The sequence below is a fragment of the Bradyrhizobium zhengyangense genome, assembly GCF_022012435.1.
GTDB classification, from domain to species: Bacteria; Pseudomonadota; Alphaproteobacteria; order Rhizobiales; family Xanthobacteraceae; genus Bradyrhizobium; species Bradyrhizobium zhengyangense.
The window spans coordinates 309,757-326,867 of record NZ_JAKLUA010000007.1 but is presented as its reverse complement, the minus strand read 5'-3'; the positions used below and the strand labels follow the sequence as shown (position 1 = coordinate 326,867).

At 62.8% G+C, this 17,111-nt stretch carries 17 protein-coding genes and 1 tRNA gene; 8 read left to right on the top strand and 10 right to left on the bottom strand.

Annotated elements, in window-relative coordinates; translation table 11 throughout:
• Positions 1-44 precede the first annotated feature (44 nt).
• Positions 45-119: transfer RNA gene (locus tag L6637_RS23200), tRNA-Glu, on the bottom strand.
• Positions 120-327: 208 nt separating this feature from the next.
• On the bottom strand, positions 328-672 hold the full coding sequence (locus L6637_RS23195; RefSeq protein WP_237865957.1) for a hypothetical protein: 345 nt from the start codon (positions 670-672) through the stop codon (positions 328-330).
• Between L6637_RS23195 and L6637_RS23190 the strand changes: the two genes are divergently transcribed.
• The 3 genes from L6637_RS23190 (at position 671) to L6637_RS23180 (ending at position 3,322) form a co-directional block, all read left to right on the top strand.
• Entirely contained in the window at positions 671-1,678 is a 1,008-nt protein-coding gene (locus L6637_RS23190; RefSeq protein ID WP_237865956.1) for an RluA family pseudouridine synthase, read from the top strand. The genes L6637_RS23195 and L6637_RS23190 overlap by 2 nt on opposite strands.
• 219 nt (positions 1,679-1,897) lie before the next feature.
• Entirely contained in the window at positions 1,898-2,797 is a 900-nt protein-coding gene (gene rpoH, locus L6637_RS23185; RefSeq protein WP_100178250.1) for an RNA polymerase sigma factor RpoH, read from the top strand.
• 183 nt (positions 2,798-2,980) lie between these two features.
• Positions 2,981-3,322, top strand: a complete 342-nt coding sequence (locus tag L6637_RS23180) for a hypothetical protein (protein WP_237865955.1) — start codon at positions 2,981-2,983, stop codon at positions 3,320-3,322.
• Positions 3,323-3,332: 10 nt separating this feature from the next.
• Here the strand turns inward: L6637_RS23180 and L6637_RS23175 are convergent, their stop codons facing one another.
• The 4 genes from L6637_RS23175 to L6637_RS23160 form a co-directional block, all read right to left on the bottom strand.
• A complete protein-coding gene (locus L6637_RS23175; protein ID WP_237865954.1) occupies positions 3,333-3,953 on the bottom strand; it encodes a peptidoglycan recognition protein family protein in 621 nt (206 codons plus the stop codon).
• A 36-nt stretch (positions 3,954-3,989) separates the two neighbouring features.
• Complete coding sequence (locus L6637_RS23170; RefSeq protein WP_237865953.1) at positions 3,990-5,192, bottom strand: GGDEF domain-containing protein; 1,203 nt, start codon at positions 5,190-5,192, stop codon at positions 3,990-3,992.
• Positions 5,193-5,781: 589 nt separating this feature from the next.
• A complete protein-coding gene (locus L6637_RS23165) occupies positions 5,782-6,393 on the bottom strand; it encodes a LysE family translocator (protein ID WP_237865952.1) in 612 nt (203 codons plus the stop codon).
• Positions 6,394-6,450: 57 nt separating this feature from the next.
• Entirely contained in the window at positions 6,451-6,825 is a 375-nt protein-coding gene (locus L6637_RS23160; RefSeq protein ID WP_237865951.1) for a response regulator, read from the bottom strand.
• A 125-nt stretch (positions 6,826-6,950) separates the two neighbouring features.
• On the opposite strand from L6637_RS23160, the gene L6637_RS23155 reads away from it, so the two are divergent.
• Entirely contained in the window at positions 6,951-7,802 is an 852-nt protein-coding gene (locus tag L6637_RS23155) for an SDR family NAD(P)-dependent oxidoreductase (protein ID WP_237865950.1), read from the top strand.
• Positions 7,803-7,932: 130 nt separating this feature from the next.
• Here the strand turns inward: L6637_RS23155 and L6637_RS23150 are convergent, their stop codons facing one another.
• Positions 7,933-8,739 carry a lytic murein transglycosylase gene (locus L6637_RS23150; RefSeq protein ID WP_237865949.1) on the bottom strand — a complete coding sequence of 269 codons (807 nt, stop codon included), beginning with the start codon at positions 8,737-8,739 and terminating at the stop codon, positions 7,933-7,935.
• Positions 8,740-9,123: 384 nt separating this feature from the next.
• Here L6637_RS23150 and L6637_RS23145 point away from each other — a divergent pair, with 384 nt between their 5' ends.
• From L6637_RS23145 to L6637_RS23130, 4 genes are all read left to right on the top strand, one after another.
• Positions 9,124-9,663, top strand: a complete 540-nt coding sequence (locus L6637_RS23145) for a hypothetical protein (protein WP_237865948.1) — start codon at positions 9,124-9,126, stop codon at positions 9,661-9,663.
• Positions 9,664-9,774: 111 nt separating this feature from the next.
• Positions 9,775-10,713, top strand: a complete 939-nt coding sequence (locus tag L6637_RS23140; RefSeq protein WP_237865947.1) for an OmpA family protein — start codon at positions 9,775-9,777, stop codon at positions 10,711-10,713.
• 132 nt (positions 10,714-10,845) lie between these two features.
• Positions 10,846-11,220: a hypothetical protein gene (locus tag L6637_RS23135; protein ID WP_237865946.1), complete on the top strand. Its 375-nt coding sequence runs from the start codon at positions 10,846-10,848 to the stop codon at positions 11,218-11,220.
• Positions 11,221-11,666: 446 nt separating this feature from the next.
• A complete protein-coding gene (locus L6637_RS23130) occupies positions 11,667-11,903 on the top strand; it encodes a hypothetical protein (RefSeq protein ID WP_237865945.1) in 237 nt (78 codons plus the stop codon).
• 276 nt (positions 11,904-12,179) lie between these two features.
• Here L6637_RS23130 and L6637_RS23125 read toward each other — a convergent pair whose 3' ends face one another.
• The 3 genes from L6637_RS23125 to rpoD form a co-directional block, all read right to left on the bottom strand.
• On the bottom strand, positions 12,180-12,557 hold the full coding sequence (locus tag L6637_RS23125; RefSeq protein ID WP_237865944.1) for a thiol-disulfide oxidoreductase DCC family protein: 378 nt from the start codon (positions 12,555-12,557) through the stop codon (positions 12,180-12,182).
• Between the two features lie 289 nt (positions 12,558-12,846).
• Positions 12,847-14,202, bottom strand: a complete 1,356-nt coding sequence (locus L6637_RS23120) for a hypothetical protein (RefSeq protein WP_237865943.1) — start codon at positions 14,200-14,202, stop codon at positions 12,847-12,849.
• 402 nt (positions 14,203-14,604) lie between these two features.
• The gene (rpoD, locus tag L6637_RS23115; protein ID WP_237864373.1) at positions 14,605-16,746 is read right to left on the bottom strand and encodes an RNA polymerase sigma factor RpoD; all 2,142 of its coding nucleotides are present in this window, start codon (positions 16,744-16,746) and stop codon (positions 14,605-14,607) included.
• Positions 16,747-17,111 lie beyond the last annotated feature (365 nt).

Here is a 17,111-nt window from a genome sequence, read left to right as displayed (position 1 = left end):
CCCGCGCACCCGAACGGCAATTTGACCGTGCAATATGGTGCGAATGGCGCTCCCTAGGGGAATCGAACCCCTGTTTCAGCCTTGAGAGGGCCGCGTCCTAACCGCTAGACGAAGGGAGCGTGAGGGAGAGGACATAGCCGCGAATTTTGCCTACGGCAAGGTGAGATTGCGGGTTTCAAATGTCTCCGCAGCGTCGTCCTGGCGAAAGCCAGGACCCATCACCCAGGGGACAATTGTGACGCGCAGGGTTAACTCCTAGTCTCCGCAACTATGCCCGCCTGTGGTTATCGGTCCTGGCTTTCGCCAGGACGACCGCGGAGGCCGGCCCTACGGCTCATTGGCAAATTTCAGCTTTCCGGCCGGCCTAAGGGTGTGGGCGTCGAAGGTGCGGATCTCGGTGACCCCGCCGATATCCAAGGTCACCACGAGGCGATCGCCGGCAACGCCCGTGGAGACGATCTTGGCGCCTTTCGGCAAGGTCGCGATGACGTCGCCCGTGGGCTCGGGCGCTCTTCCCTCCGACTTGAAAAGGCGGTAGCCCACCGCGATCAGGACGGCGCAGACAGCCAGCGCCGTGGTCAACCCCGCGATCAGCATCATCCGTCGCACCCGCGCGAACAGCGCGGCCTGCTCGGGGGTCGGTTCGGGAACAGCGGTATCAGACGTCGTCATGGAAAGCTCAGGTTCAGCGCAGAGGTTGGAAGTCGTGGTCGAAGGCGACGAGGGCTCGGCCCGGCTCGACCGCGTGCTGGCGTCGCGCCTGCCGGAGCTGTCGCGGTCAAGGCTGAAAGCCCTGATTCTGGCGGGCGCGGTGAGCCTCAAGGACGCCGAGATCCGCGACCCCGCTTATCACGTCGCCTCAGGCGATACGATCAGAATCGACGTGCCGGAGGCGGCCCCGCCCGAGCCCAAGGGCGAGGATATCGCGCTGGATATCGTGTTCGAGGACGACGACATCATCGTCATCAACAAGCCCAAAGGCCTGGTTGTGCACCCCGCGGCCGGGCACGAGACCGGGACGCTGGTCAACGCGCTGATTGCCCATTGCGGCAACTCGCTGTCGGGCATCGGCGGAGTGCGCCGGCCCGGCATCGTGCACCGGCTCGACAAGGACACGACCGGGCTGATGGTGGTCGCCAAGAACGACCTCGCGCACGCCTCGCTTACCGCCCAATTCGCCGATCACGGCCGCACCGGACCGATGCGGCGCGGTTATATGGCCTTCGCCTGGGGGCTGCCGGGCCGGCATCGCGGCACAGTCGATGCGCCGATCGACCGCCATCCGCATGCGCGGGAAAAGATGGCCGTGCGCCAGGGCGGCCGCGAGGCGGTCACGCATTGGGAGCTGCTGGAGAGCTTTAACGGGCGCGACGGCAAGCCGGTGGCCTCCCTGCTCGCCTGCGAGCTCGAGACCGGGCGCACCCACCAGATCCGCGTCCACCTCGCCCATATCGGCCACCCCCTGATGGGGGATGCGGTCTATGGCCCCCATTTCAAGACCAAAGCGAACCAGCTCGGGCCCGACTCGCAGGCCGCTTTGACGGCCCTTGGGCGGCAGGCTCTGCATGCCTATTTGCTGGTATTGGAGCACCCTAGGACCGGAGAACTTCTTCACTGGGAGGCGGGTCTGCCGGAGGATTTGCTTCTCCTTGAGAGCGCTCTGAAAGCGGCGCTATGACGCAGGGGCTTTGAGAAAGGCCTTACCTTACAAAAAGTTATAGCTGCCACACGGGGACGTGACGTCAGCAATCCTTCCCTTTTTGACCCCCGATGGGGTATATTGCGCCTGCGTTGGAAGTGACCAACGTGGAACATCGCAGCTACGGCCGGCTTTAACCAAGCGGTCGTCTGCCTGGCCCGCCGCTATCGGGGGCCTGAACCTTTGGAGGGGCTAACCATGGCCCGTACCGCTGCTCTGCCGGTCCTCAATGGAGAATCCGGCCTATCTCGCTACCTCGCCGAGATCCGCAAGTTCCCGATGCTGGAACCCCAGCAGGAATACATGCTCGCCAAGCGTTGGCGCGAGCATGACGATCGCGACGCGGCGCATCAACTCGTCACCAGCCATCTCCGGCTCGTCGCCAAGATCGCCATGGGCTATCGCGGCTACGGCTTGCCGATCTCCGAGGTCGTCTCGGAAGGCAACGTCGGCCTGATGCAGGCGGTGAAGCGTTTCGAGCCCGAGAAGGGCTTCCGTCTCGCCACCTACGCGATGTGGTGGATCAAGGCGTCGATTCAAGAGTACATCCTGCGTTCCTGGTCGCTCGTGAAGATGGGCACCACCGCGAACCAGAAGAAGCTGTTCTTCAACCTGCGCAAGGCGAAGAGCAAGATCAACGCGCTGGACGAGGGCGATCTCCGCCCCGATCAGGTGAAGATCATTGCCAAGCGCCTCGGCGTCACCGATCAGGACGTGATCGACATGAACCGCCGCCTCGGTGGCGATGCGTCGCTCAACGCACCGATCCGGGACGACGGCGAAGCCGGCGAATGGCAGGACTGGCTGGTCGACAATACGCCCAACCAGGAAGCCATGATGGCGGAGCACGAGGAATATGATCACCGCCGTGACGCGCTGAATGGCGCCATGGGCGTGCTCAACCCGCGCGAACGCCGCATCTTCGAGGCGCGCCGCCTCGCCGATGAGCCGATGACGCTGGAAGACCTTGCCGCCGAGTTCGGCGTGTCGCGCGAGCGCGTCCGCCAGATCGAGGTCCGCGCCTTCGAGAAGGTGCAGTCCGCGGTCAAGGGCACGATCGCAAGGGCCGAACAGGCCGCGCTGGAAGCCGCGCACTAAGCGCGGCTTTTCGCGGTCCGCGAATTGGCGGATCGACAAGACACCAAAAGCCGGCGGCAACGCCGGCTTTTTTGTTGTGTAAGCCGCAGCATGGTTGCGAGAGATGCCGGCGCGACATCTTGAACGCCTGTGACGGGTCAAGCGACCAAAGATGATTGGACAATCAGAAAACGGACACGCACCGTGTCAATCATCCTGCAATCCACCGTCGGCGGCTTCTCGGCCCAGTTCATGCGCAAGCTGCCGCAGGTCGAGCAGGCCATGCGCGACCACGGGCTCGATCCCAGCGAGTTCGTCATCTCCAAGGACTATGCCTCGACCGCGACGATCCCGATCATGGGTCCGTTCTTCTTCAATTACAGCGTCTACTTCGGCGAGGAGGAATTCACCGTCACCGAGCCGAACGACATGGTGTTTCTGGATTTCTTCCTCAACCGCGTGCTGGCCGCGGACGGCCCGCCCGAATTGCCTGAGCGGCCGGGATTGATCCGGCGGCTGTTCGGCTGGATGTCGCAGCCGGTGTAGGCCGCGCTCGTCACTCCCCCCAAATCCTTGCCAGCGTCGCGAGCCAGCAGCCTTCGCAATAGCGGGCATCCTTGAAGTCGATCCAGTTATGGGCATAGACGTGATCGAGCGGGATGCCGTAGCGCGCGCGCAGGACCTGGACCAGGATCTTCCAGGCCGCGACCTGCGCTTCGGTCGGACCGATCGTGACATCGGGATAGTTGCCGGCGAATTCGACGCCGATCGAATTGTCGCGCACGACCTGATGATAGGTCGTGCTGTTGTCGACGTATTTGTTGTCGTTGCGGTTGGCGCCGTCGGTATGGGTCGGCACCAGATTGTCCGCGACCGACCAGTAAACCGTACCGTCGGTCTCGACCCAGACCATCACGCCGCGCCGGGTGGGATTCTTGAACTGCTCCTGCGCGCCACCGCGCGCCGAGCCCGTCGGCCCTTCGGTCTGGTGCACGATGATGTTGCGCCAGGCATGGGCGCTCGCGACATCGCCCCACGGTGCCAGCCAGACGATCTTCAGGCCGGGAATATCGGGCGTGCCAGTGCTGCGCGCGAGCCTTGCGAGCTCGGCATCCATGGCGGCGGCGGGGACGATCAGGAGTGCGGCGAGAACCGCTGCAACGAGGCGAGATATCATCACAGGATCCAACAACGGACCCCAGCGTAGCAGGATCTACGCGAATTTGCGCGCGGGTTCGATCGGCTCGGGCGAGAGCGGCGGGGCCTGATCATAGATCGCAAAATCGTTCTTGCCGTTCTTCTTGGCGGCATAGAGGGCATGGTCGGCGTGGGCGATCAGCCTGTCGGGGAATTGGCCGACGCCGCGATCCCATTCCGCAACGCCGATCGAGATCGCGATCGGGATGTCGTTGCCGGAACAACCGGCGGCATCCTGACGGCAGACCTCAAGGATGCGGCGAGCAATCAGTGCGCCCTCGCGCAAGGACGAGGACGGCAGCACGACACAGAACTCGTCACCACCGGTCCGGGCAAGCATATCGCCCGGCCGCAAGCGCGTCTGCGCCATCAGGGTGAAGTGCTGGAGGCAGGCGTCACCTGCGGCGTGGCCATAGGTGTCGTTGATGGTCTTGAAGCCGTCGAGATCGATCACCAGCAGCGAGAACGGCTCGCCGCTGCGCTCCGAACGGGCGCATTCCTCGGACAGCCGCTGCAACAAATGGCGGCGGTTGGCGACGCCGGTAAGATCGTCAAGCAGCGCAAGGTCGGCGACCTCGTTGCGGAGGCGATCCATCGCCATCAGCAGGAAGCCGAAATTGAGTGTCATCGACAGAAATAGAAGCCCGAGCAACATGACCCCATGGGCCTGAGTGCCGGCTATCGCCGAAAAGTCGCCGCCGAGCGAATTGCCGACCGCGCGTGCCACGAAGACAGCGATGATGATGAGGATGACGATGCCGGACAGCCGCGCGCCGGGGCTGACGCGGCCTTCCGGCGGCGACAGCAACAGACGCAGCGACAACACCAGCGGCAGGCCCTGGCCGATCGTGTAGCTCAGCATACGCAGCTGCAGCTGGTTGAAGCCGATCTTGAACAGCACGACACCGGCGACGCTGACAACTGCCGTCCCGACCATGAGGCGCAGATGGACCGGGCGATCATAGAAGCGCTGAATGCCCATCGCCGAGAAGCAACTCGCCGCAATGATGCCGGCGCCCGCGAACAGAAGTGGAATTGGAGAATCGACAAACAGGTGGATCAGGGCCGTCATCGCGCCGAAAGCCCCGAGGAAAGCTGACGCCATCCAGTAGCGCGCGGCTTCGAATTTCGGATACGAACGCGTCACGTAGGCCCAGATCAGGCCCAGCGCCAGGAAGTTGACGACGAAGACCGTCCAAAGCGTCGGTACGTTCAGCATGGCGTCCGCGATACGCGCAGCGTCCCGCCCCCTGTCCCCTGCAGAAGTTCGTCCATGACCCCGTCCCCGTGTTCTTGCGGAAGATCATGCGCGGGTTGCACTTAACGGAACCTCACTGCGATCTTCGAAAGCGCGCCCTTGGTTTTGGATTCATGAACGCCGCGTCTCGGTTATCGGATCGTTAGGCACGCCGCCGGCGTCGATGCGCGATCGCGTCGGAGCCGACCGCGAGGCGGATTCGCGGGCCAAAATCACCTGAAAATGCATCTGGGCTGTGGATAACGTAATGACACAGATGTGACAGCGCGGGGCATGGACGCGCGAATCTGCTGAGTTTGTCATCGAGGATGTTGCGAGGCTGGCCCTCCGCCGAGCGATCCTCGTGTCGCGTTTCACCATTAACCCCTAAGAGGATCCTATGGCTAAGAAAGCGAAGAAGGCGAAGAAGGCGACGAAGAAAAAGGCCAAGAAGGCCGCGAAGAAGAAGTAGCGCGGATGTTCTTTGCCCGGGTGGAGCACGCTCCGCCCGGGCGTCGGTAAGGCTAAGAGAGTTTGAAGATGGCGGGCGCGAGGCCCGCTTTTTTATTGCCTAACGCTCGGCGAAGGCCAGCTTGGCACCCAGCAGGGCGAAGCCCGCCGCAAAGGAGCGGCGCAGCCAGGCCATCACGCCGGGACGGGAGATGACGCGCTCGCGCACGGAGGCGGCGCAGAGGCCGTAGATGACGAACACCACAAAGGTCATCGCCATGAAGGCGCCGCTCAATTCCAGCATCCGCCCCAGCACATGCGCCTCGTCCACCGCGATGAACTGCGGCAGGAAGGCGAGGAAGAAGATCGAGAGCTTTGGGTTGAGGATGTTGATCAGGAAGCCGGTGACGATGACCCGGCCGCTCGAGCGCTCCTTGATCTCGCCGTCGACCGCAAGCGCCCCCGTCTCCCGCAGCGCCTGCCAGGACATATAGAGCAGATAGGCGACGCCACACCATTTCAGCGCGGCAAAGGCGAGCGCGCTGGTATGGAGCACGGCGGCAAGCCCGAGCATCGCCGCGACCATGTGCGGCACGATCCCGAGCGTGCAGCCGAAGGCCGCCGCCACACTGGCGCGCGAGCCGCGGGTGAGTGCCGCAGCCAGGGTGTAGAGGACGCCGGTGCCGGGCGAGGCGACGACGATGAGCGAGGTGAGCAGGAAGGACCAGGACATGTCCTGTCCCTACCACCCCGCCCGCTTGCCGAGAAGTCACGACACGGTCAGCGCGCCTCAGTTCAGCTGGGCGATCTCGGCTTCGCGCAACACGTCCAGCGGCGCCCAGGGCTTGGCCCAGAATTTTGCGCCGTCGGGCAAGGCCTGCGCCAGGGGGCGGCCGGAGGTGACGACGACGTCGAGCTTCGGATTGCGATCCTTGGCGACGTGCGCCAGCTCGACGCCGTTCATGCGACCGGCCAGCTGCACGTCGGTCAGCATCAGGCAGAGCGCGCTGGCGTTCTTGTCCAGCACACGCTCGGCGGCTTCCGCACTCTCGCACTGGATGACCTGGTAGCCACTCTCCTCGAGCAGGAGACAGAGCATCTCCCGCTGCAAGGCATCGTCCTCAACGATCAACGCGGTCGCTCGATATGGCTGGGCCTGTACCATCTGGCTGCTCCAATGCTCGCATCCGCTTCGTGTCAGGTGAGTTAAGGAAGCGAGAGGCGATATGGTTCGGTTCCATACTGAAAATATGTACATTGAAGTTCCAGATTGGATCGAGGGAGCCACCCATGACTGCGATTCGCGGCGCCGCCGCCATCACCGGAGCGGCAAGCGGCATCGGCCGCGCACTTGCAATTGAACTCGCCAGCCGCGGTTGCGACCTCGCGCTCGCCGATCGCGACGAGGCCGGGCTGAAAGCGCTCGCTGCCGAGATCGGCGCACAGCGCAAGATCAGCGTGCATCGCGTCGATGTCGGCGAACCCGACGACATCGCGCAATTCGCGCGCGAGGCGATCGCTGCGCATCCCGCGCTCAACATCGTCATCAACAATGCCGGCGTGGCGCTGATGGGGACATTCGAGGAGATCGACCAGGCGCAGATGGACTGGCTGTTCGACATCAATTTCTGGGGCGTGGTGCACGGCACCCGCGCCTTTCTGCCGCATCTGAAGGCAAGGCCGGAGGCGCATATCGTCAACATCTCCTCGATCTTCGGCATCATCGCGCCGCCGGGACAATCGGCCTATGCGGCCGCCAAGTTCGCGGTGCGCGGCTTTTCCGAGAGCGTGCGGCACGAGCTTGCGGTCGCGGGCAGCCCGGTGCGGCTCTCGGTGGTTCATCCCGGCGGTGTCGCCACCTCGATCGCGCGCTCATCGCGCACCGGGGTTGGCGTCACCGACAATGCACGCCGCGCGCAGATGATCGACCGGTTCGAGAGCGCGGCGCGAACGACGCCGAAGGATGCGGCGCTGCGCATCATCAGGGGCATCGAGAAAAACGAGCCGCGCATCCTGATCGGCAACGACGCCAGGTTCATGGACATCCTGCAGCGCTTTCGCCCGGGCACCTATTGGGCGCCGTTGCAGCGGCGGCTGGAGAAGATGGCAAAGGGAGCGGCGAAGTCGTCGGGGCCGCAGTAGCGTCCCTCACACGCTGTCATGCCCCGGCTTGACCGGGGCATCCAGTACGCCGCGGCCTATCGATTCAACCACATCCGCCTCGGCGTACTGGATCGCCCGGTCAAGCCGGGCGATGACACCGAGTATGCGGTCACCGCCCCACCAGCTGATCGGCAAAATACCCGATCGTCTTGCGATAGATCACGGCCCTGTTCCACTCGCGCATCGCCTCGAAATTGGCCGAGCCTTCGTCATAGGGCTGGCCCATCTTGAAGCCGTTCGAGTGCAGGAGGTTCGCGGTCGAGGCGAGCACGTCGGCGACGCTGTGGCGGAGGTCGACATGGCCGTCGCCGTCGAAATCGACACCGTATTTGATGTAGGACGACGGCAGGAACTGGGTCTGGCCGATCTCGCCGGCATAGGCGCCGATGAGGTCGCGCAAGGGCAGGTCGCCGCGCTGCACGATCTTCAGGGCGGCGAGCAGCTCGCCCTGGAACAGCTCGGTGCGGCGGCAATCATGCGCGAGCGTCGCCAGCGTGCGGATCACCGGCAGCTTGCCCATGTCGCCCTTGCCGAAATCGCTCTCCAGGCCCCAGATCGCGACCAGGATCTGCCGCGGCACGCCGAACTGCTGCTCGATGCGCGAGAGCAGCGCGGCATGGCGCTGCAGCAATGCACGGCCGCCATTGATGCGGCCGGGGCCGACGCGGGTCGAGACGTACTGCTCGAAGCTCTTGTTGAAGGTGTAGCGCTGGCGCCGGTCGAAGGCGAGCACGGCGCCATCCTGGGTGATGCCGCCGAATGCCGCGCTGGTCACGCCCGCCGAGACGCCGGCTGCTTGCGCTTCGGCGCTCATGCTGGCGACGAAGCTGTTGAAGTCGCCGCCGCAGCGCGCGGCCTCAGCCGACCCGCCGGCCAGCGTGACAAGGAAGGCGGCGGCGAGAAGCGGTCTCAACATACGAAGGGGTCCTCTGCAGTGGCGCGAAACGGAAGGCGATCATGCCCGGGAACTGGATTCGCGTCAAAGCGACCGCGGAACCGATCATGGCTGAAGTCCGCGCCTGACAGCGCCGAACAAAAACCGAAAACAACCCCATGCACAGTAGAAGCGCCAACCGTGTATTTTGTTTTTCCGAATTACAATTGACCCGTCGGGCAAAACAGGGGTATAGTGCCAGCATCGCAGACTTCGGGCGTTGGCGGCCGCCCGCGAAGCGCCTGTCGAAAGCGAACAGCGCCAAGGCTGTCCGTTTGATCCGCATCAACATGCCTCATGCCCTCGTTCATAGACTGGAACAAACAGCAGCGTCCTGCTCAGAAGAGCAGCCCAGGAGACCAGCCCATGACCGGAATTACCCTGACCGCAGATCAGATCCGCAACGCACCCGCACCGGTGCGGCAATGGATCGAGCAGGAGGTGATCAATTCGCTCGGACTTAATTCGGCAGGACTTGCGCCGCGACCGCCTGTCGCCGCACCAGCTCAAACCGCCCATCTGGTCGCCTGCAGCGTGGACGATGTCGCCGGCGTGCTCGAGCACATCCGCGGCACCTTCCCGGCGGTGAACGTGCTGTTCGAGTTCGGCCGGCCCGGCATCACCTACGGTCAGCCTGCGGTGATGACGTTCCGCCTCATGGACATCCTGCACCACACGCGGCTGCAGCAGATCGAACAGGTCATGACCTGTCTCGAAATGATCAACCAGGCGCTGACCGTGGTCCGGAAAGACCCGTCCGCGCGGTTCTGCGGCTTCGACAATGAGGGCCATTGCCTGATCGCGCCGCAGACGCAGGCCAGCATCGCCACGCTTTGGCAGGACATGATGGCGCGTCAGCAGATGCAGCAGACCAAGCCGGACGACCGGATCGCTCCGGCGGCGTGAGGGCGCTTTTTTCGGCTATCGGCAAGCGGATGGCCGCCGGGGAGAACCGGCGGCGCGGTGCGCGCGACTAACCTCTGCGCCCCCCTTCCCTTGAACCCATAGAGAGTGCCGATGCCCGCGCCGAAACACATCCTCGGATCGCTTGTCCTTGCCGCCCTGCTCTCCCTCCAGGCCCCGGCGTCCGCCCAGACCCGCGATGTGCCGGGCGCGCGCGACTATCCCGGCATTGGCCGCTTCGCCGGCAGCGTCGCCACGGCTTACGTGGTGAAGGACTTTGACGCGACGCGGATGCAGGCGGCCGCCTTCAAGGACGGCCAGCCGACCGATGCGCGGCGGCTGGAGGGCCGCATCGTCCGTATCGCCTATCGCACCAATCCGGGCCCGTCGATCCTCGAAGTCTCCAGGAATTTCGAGACACAGCTGGCGAAGGCCGGCTTCGAGACACTGCTCGCCTGCGACACCGACGCCTGCGGCGCCATTCCCTTCACCGAAAGCATCGACACGCTGCCGGTCCCGCAGATGTGGGTCGACGGCTTCAACTACCGCTATTACGCCGGCCGCAAGACCGAGGGCGGGCGCGAGACCTGGGCCAGCGTCATCGTCAGCCAGAACAACCAGGATATCACCGCGCAGGTCACCGTCGCCGAGCTCGGGGCGATCGCGAACAAGATGGTCGATGCCGCCGCAATGGCGAAGGGTCTTGGCGAGACCGGCCACATCGCGCTCTACGGCATTTATTTCGACACCGACAAGGCGGTGCTGAAGCCGGAGAGCCGCCCGACGCTGGAGCAGATCGCAAAGCTGCTGACCAGCCAGCCGCAGCTGAGCGTCTTCATCGTCGGCCACACCGACAGTCAGGGCGCCTATGACTACAATCTCGACCTTTCGAAGCGCCGCGCCGAGGCGGTCGCCGCCGAGCTGGTGAAGAGCTTTCGCATCGCGCAGACACGGCTACGCACCGCCGGCGTCGGCTTGCTGGCACCGGTCGGCTCCAATGCGACGGAGGCCGGCCGCGCGCTGAACCGGCGCGTGGAGCTGGTGGCGCCGTAAGGGCGTTTGATGCGCATCAACATCGTGGTGCAGGCGATGTGGGATGATTAAGTTAGCGCGCCTCCCGCAGTGCGCGCGTATCATGATCATGCCATCGCCCCTCAGGTTGCGGCCAGCATGAGGCAGCCATCAATGCCCAACGACAAATCAATCCGCCCTTCCCTGCTGCGCGTCCCGCTTCTCCGCCTGCTCGCCATCAACCTTGCGATCGGCGCCTGCGCGGCCGTTCTCCTCGTCGGCGGATTGCTGTGGCTCAACCCCGGACATCTGCGCGAGCTGATCTTCGCTGATCGCGCGCCCGGCATCGGACTGGTGTTGCTGCTCGCCTCGTTCGTCATCACCTTCGGTTCCGCCGCGATGGGCAGCGCGATCATGGCGCAGGGCCGCAAGCCGGACGATGACGGAGGCGGTGGCAATGGCGGAGCCACATCGCAATTGGCCATGCAGAAGCTGCCGCGGCGCGCAGGGCCGAACATGAATGGCGCATCGCAAGGTCGGAGCAACTAACTCATGTTATTTTCATGAGCGCATTCCCTTGCATCGGTGCCAGCTCTCGTTGCGTTGCGAGAGCCTGCAAGATGAACAAACTATTTCGATAATCCAAGCATCTGCTTTTCGCGATCGCGGGAACCCGCTGATGACACCGTCTGCATATCTGATGCGCTGGCTGCGACATCATCGCTATCACGATTTGCCTTGCCATCGTGGAGCGCGAGGGATAGCCTTCTATCTCAAGTTGTCGCCCTGCCAGCCCCGGGCGACGCTGAAGACCAATAAACGGCGGGCTTATCGGCCCGCCGTTTATTGAGGTGATGGGCCGCACGCGGGCATCGGCTAGCTGCATCCCGAAAACAGGCACCACCAGCGGATACGGCCGGTATTCTGGTCGCGAAGGATGTCGACATCTGCGCGAAGTCATTTGACTGCGGCGCCCTGATCGACGACAAGCCGCCATGGCCAAGAAACCCGGAACCAACCCGAAAGGCGAATTCGCCTTCTTCAACGTCGTCTACGAAGACGGCTCCCAACGCTCCAACCGGCGCGTGCCCGCAGAGCTGCTCGGCGGCCTCGACGGCGACGAACCCGCGCGCAGCTTCATCATGGAGCAGGACCGCGAGATCGCGGAAAAGAGCGGGCGACCGCCGATGGAGATCAAGAGCCTCGATCGCGTTGGGGCGAAGAAGAAGTAGGTAGCCGCGGCTCGACGAGATTGGGCTGAACTGGTGCGGCATCGGGAGTTCACCTCTCCCTTGGGAGAGGTCGGCGCGTCCCGGGCGATGCGAAGCATCGTCCCGCGCGCCGGGTGAGGGTTTACGGTCTCACCGTGTGCTGCACCCCCTCACCCGATTTGCACTCTACGATGCTTCGCATCGCGAGGCGCAAATCGACCTCTCCCCGCTGGGGAGAGGTGTCAGAGTCCGCGGCCAATCAATTCAATCCAAAGCCACAATGCTCCAGCCAAACGCTCACCAGCGCCCGTACCATTTGTTCCAGGCAAACAGCAGATCGGCAAAACGGTCGTAGACAAACCGCGTGAACGGCAACGCCACGCGATTGCCTGATAGCGCCGCAAGCCACCCCTCGCCCGGCGTCAGCCTCCACAGTGCGATCGCGACGTCAGCACCGACAATGAGCCGGCCGGACTCGTCGGTCGCATGCAGGCGGCGCCTGATGTCGTCGAGCGAGACGCCAAATTGCGCCAGCGCATCGGGCTGCTCGTTGATGTCCTTGAAGTCGACAGCACCGCTGCGCACCAACGCCAACAGCTTGTTGCGCTGCCAGTCGATGCCGGCGTCACAGACCGGGCAGCGGGTGTTGTAGTAGACGGTGAGATGGGTAGGCATCGATGCGCCTTTCGCTCGGAAGTATAGTCCGAGAGAAAGCCAGATAGGAATTGAGCGTATCGAGCGGGTTGGGGCGAAGAAGAAACGCGTAGATCACGATACGGCCGCCGGCTTGGATGAGTCATATCGATTTCGACGAAACGAATAGCGGTCTCTTCGCTTACGGCCTGTACTCATAAAGGCGAAGATGTCAGCTTCTGAGGGCCAAGCGGAAATCTTCTGATCAGTCAGAGCATTACCGCTTGTGACCCAAAGCGGACCTGGAAAAGAATTCACCATGGCATCTTTTTTACTGGAGCAGGCTAATCTGAGTCAGGATGTGCGATTGCCAGGTCTTGAGGTTCGGGTCGTTCAAATGAGCTTTCGCCCGTTCGCGGACCTCGTCAGTCGGAGGGGGCCGCCCCGGAGAAAATTGTCGATCGAGTTGCTTTTCGAGAAGCGAGACTGTCGCTTCTCTGTTTATCGGAGCAAACACCAGATCGAGCATCACATCATCTGGGAAGGTACGCTCGTCCAGCCGCATGAAAGAGATAGCTTCGATTGCCAGCTCGATTTGAAACGGATCGTGACTGGCAAACAATCGAAGCATGCGCTCTTTCAGAAGCCGGGTTTGCGGCCGCGATGCATTTGCAGCGATCTGTAGCCAGGCCCACCTAGCGTAGCGGAACGTATTCGCGTCAATCTTCTCTTTCTGGTCGAAAAATTTCTCGATCCCGGCGAATACTTCGTCGAACGGAAAGGGGGCGTTGGGCTGCCTGAGATAGCTGACGTCCTTCCCGATGGCCCTTGCCAGGAAGGACATTCGGTCGATCGGCGCTCCGACCTTGATGGCCGGCGGCCTTTTCCAAAGCGGGAAGCGATCCAATTTGCTTTCGAAGCTGCCGTCGATATAGCGCGCCAGCAGATGGTCACGGCCGTCGATTCGTTCAAAGGACTCGTATATGCCGCCGGTAAACCCTTCAGGCGCGTCGGGCGTTAACCGGTAGCCCGGATTATTCGACCGGATGGCGCGCAGGAGGAGGCCGTCTTCGAAACCAGGGATCGACGTTTGAGTTGCGCACTTGTCTGGAAAACCGCGCAAAAGGAATTCGAGAGTGAGCTTGGCATTCTCCTTGGCAAGGCACGCGGGTCCCTCAGCCTGCGCATAGAGCGTCCAAGTACGATCCCTATCGCGGCTGCTTCTTGTCGCAAGTGTGTGATTTGATGTAGCGAGGACCTTGATGCAGGCCTCATCGCACGAACTCACATCGCCGTCGACGGCGAGAAGCGTGTGGTCCACGCCCACGGGCTCGGCGGTCCCGGATGCCAGTTTCGCGAAAGCAGCCCTCTTTTGCTCTAAAACATCGTCCTCCTGCTTTATTTCCCTTGAGTGAAAGCCATACGTTATCACCAAAGAAAGGATGGGGCCGAGGACAAGACCATACCGCGCCCTTGCGAGACCAAAAGCAGGAAGAGGAATCAGCACAATGACGAATGGCGCAGCAACAAGGACAAGACCGATTGGGTTCCCGAAGAGGAGAAGCACGGCGAAAAACTCGCCGAGCGTGCTTACGAATCTCCAAGCACCGACCAATCCCGCCGCAACAATGGCGGTGGAGATGCTGATGTCGCCAACAAACTTAATCAGCGGAAACCATCGACGCATTTTTGGGGACCCTGTAGGCCGACTCCTGCCGTCAGCCTAGACGATGTTTGCCAAGTCGATCTTAAAGACTCTAGGAGGATTGCTTTGGAGTGTTAATGCATCCTCTAGATCTTTCCTCGCAAGAGACCCTGCAAAAGACTAGAAAGCGGATCGCGGTTCAGCCGCCAAGAGCGCCCCATGTCGCCTATTGGCCCAACTCGGACCTCCGGTGAGGTCCGGTTTTGCGCCGCTATCAGGAGTACAGCGGACCTCATCCGCACCCCAACTGCGGCACGGGTTCATGAGTACACGCCCTAGTTCGAGCCACGCAAATTCCCTATCCAGAAAAAGAAAACGGCGGGCTTTGGGCCCGCCGTTTCGTCTACATAAAACCGAGGTTAAGCCCCGGCATAATAATCCGGATCAATTATCCAAGAAGCTCCGCAGCTTCCGCGACCGCGACGGATGCTTCAGCTTCCGCAGCGCCTTTGCTTCGATCTGACGGATACGCTCTCTCGTCACCGAGAACTGCTGGCCGACTTCTTCCAGCGTGTGGTCGGTGTTCATGCCGATGCCGAAGCGCATGCGCAGGACGCGCTCTTCGCGCGGGGTGAGGGAAGCGAGCACGCGCGTGGTGGTTTCGCGCAGGTTCGACTGGATCGCGGCGTCGATGGGGAGGATCGCGTTCTTGTCCTCGATGAAATCGCCGAGGTGTGAATCCTCTTCGTCACCGACGGGGGTTTCGAGCGAGAGCGGCTCCTTGGCGATCTTGAGGACCTTGCGGACCTTCTCCAAGGGCATGCCGAGCTTTTCGGCGAGCTCTTCCGGGGTCGGCTCGCGGCCGATCTCGTTCAGCATCTGACGGCTCGTGCGCACGATCTTGTTGATCGTCTCGATCATGTGCACGGGGATGCGGATGGTGCGGGCCTGGTCGGCGATCGAACGGGTGATCGCCTGCCGGATCCACCACGTCGCGTAGGTCGAGAACTTGTAGCCGCGGCGGTATTCGAACTTATCGACCGCCTTCATCAGGCCGATATTGCCTTCCTGGATCAGGTCGAGGAATTGCAGGCCGCGGTTGGTGTATTTCTTGGCGATCGAGATCACGAGACGGAGGTTGGCTTCCACCATCTCCTTCTTGGCCTGGCGGGCTTCGCGCTCGCCCTTCTGCACGGAGTGCACGATCTTGCGGAACTCGACGATCTCGAGGCCCGTCAGCGCGGCGAGCTGATGCACCTCGTGGCGGAGGTCCTTGATCCGGTCCTTCTCGTGATGGACGAAATTCTTCCAGCCCTTGGCCGAGAGTTTCGAGACGCGGTTGAGCCAGCGCGGATCGAGCTCGGAGCCGGTGTAGTTGCGCAGGAAGTCTTCGCGGGCGACGCCGTGGCTGTCGGCGAGGCGCATCAGGCGGCCCTCATGCGAGACGAGGCGCTTGTTGATGTCGTAGAGCTGCTCGACGAGGCTGTCGATACGGGCCTGGTTGAGGCGCAGCGACTTCACCTCGACGATGATCTCGTCCTTCAGCTTCTTGTACTTGCGCTCCTGATGCGGCGAGAGCGACTCGTTCTGGAGCTGGTTCTGGATGTCCTGCTCCTGAAGCTTGCGCAGCTTCTTGTAGCTGTCGGCGATCTTGTCGAAGATCTCGACGACCTTCGGCTTGAGCTCGGCCTCGATGGCCGCGAGCGACATCTGGTTCTCGAACTCGTCGTCCTCGTCCATGTCGGCTTCGGCGGCAGACTCCGCAGGATCCTTCTCGGCCTCGCCGACATTGCCGCCGGCAGGCGCGGCACGGAACGGGGTCGGCGCCGGCGGCGCCGCGGGCGGCGCGACATGCGCGGGCGCACCGACGGCAGCGGCAGCCTGGCCTTCGGCCGGCGCTTCGCCGTTCTCGCCATTGGGACCAGCGATCATCGCATTGTTCATGCCGGCCTTGGCGTCGGGACCGGCATAGGTCGCCTCGAGATCGATGATGTCGCGAAGGAAGATCTTGCCTTCGTTGAGTTCGTCGCGCCAGATGATGATGGCCTGGAAGGTCAGCGGGCTTTCGCAGAGGCCCGCGATCATCGCTTCGCGGCCGGCCTCGATGCGCTTGGCGATGGCGATTTCGCCCTCGCGGGAGAGCAGCTCGACGGTGCCCATCTCGCGCAGATACATGCGCACGGGATCGTCGGTACGTTCGCCGGGTTCGCTCTTCTTGACCTCGGTGACGGCCTTTTGCGTGACCTCGACGAGCTCGTTATCGGTCTCGTCCTCGCCGCCCTCGTCCTTGTCCTCTTCGCCTTCGCTATCGTCGGCTTCGGTGACGTTGATGCCCATGTCGGAGAGCATGGACATGATGTCCTCGATCTGCTCCGGCGAGGTCTGGTCGGACGGCAAAACTTCGTTGAGCTGATCGAAGGTCACGAAGCCGCGCTTCTTGGCCTGCTTGATCATCTTCTTCACTGCCGCATCGGACAGATCGAGCAACGGCGACGGCGCGTCCTGGGAGTCCTTCTCCGGCGCGTCCGCTGCCTTGTCGTCCTTTTCCTTGTCCTTCGCCTGCAGCGTCTTTGCCTTGGTGGCCATCCATTGCTCCTAAACGCGTTTCATGCAGACGTGCGCGCGCCCGCGTGAAATCACTTGAACCTGTTGCTCGACGCTCTCGCTTCGCCAGATCTCGACACGGAAAGGGCGGCGCGCACAGATCTCGCCACCCCGACCTTTCTCTCGCCGGATTTGCCTAACGCTTCGTGAGCCTCTTTGTCGCGGCGGATGCAGGTGAAGTGCCAACAGCTGTTGCGCGGATTCATTCCTGACGCGTCTGTTCTGCCTGCGGCCGCGAGGCCAAAGTGCTACAAGACCGTTAAGCCTCGATTAACCCTGTTTTTGCCGCCAAACCTCGGATTTGGCGAGTCTTTTAGCGGTGCCAGCGACGTCCGTCCGCATGATTC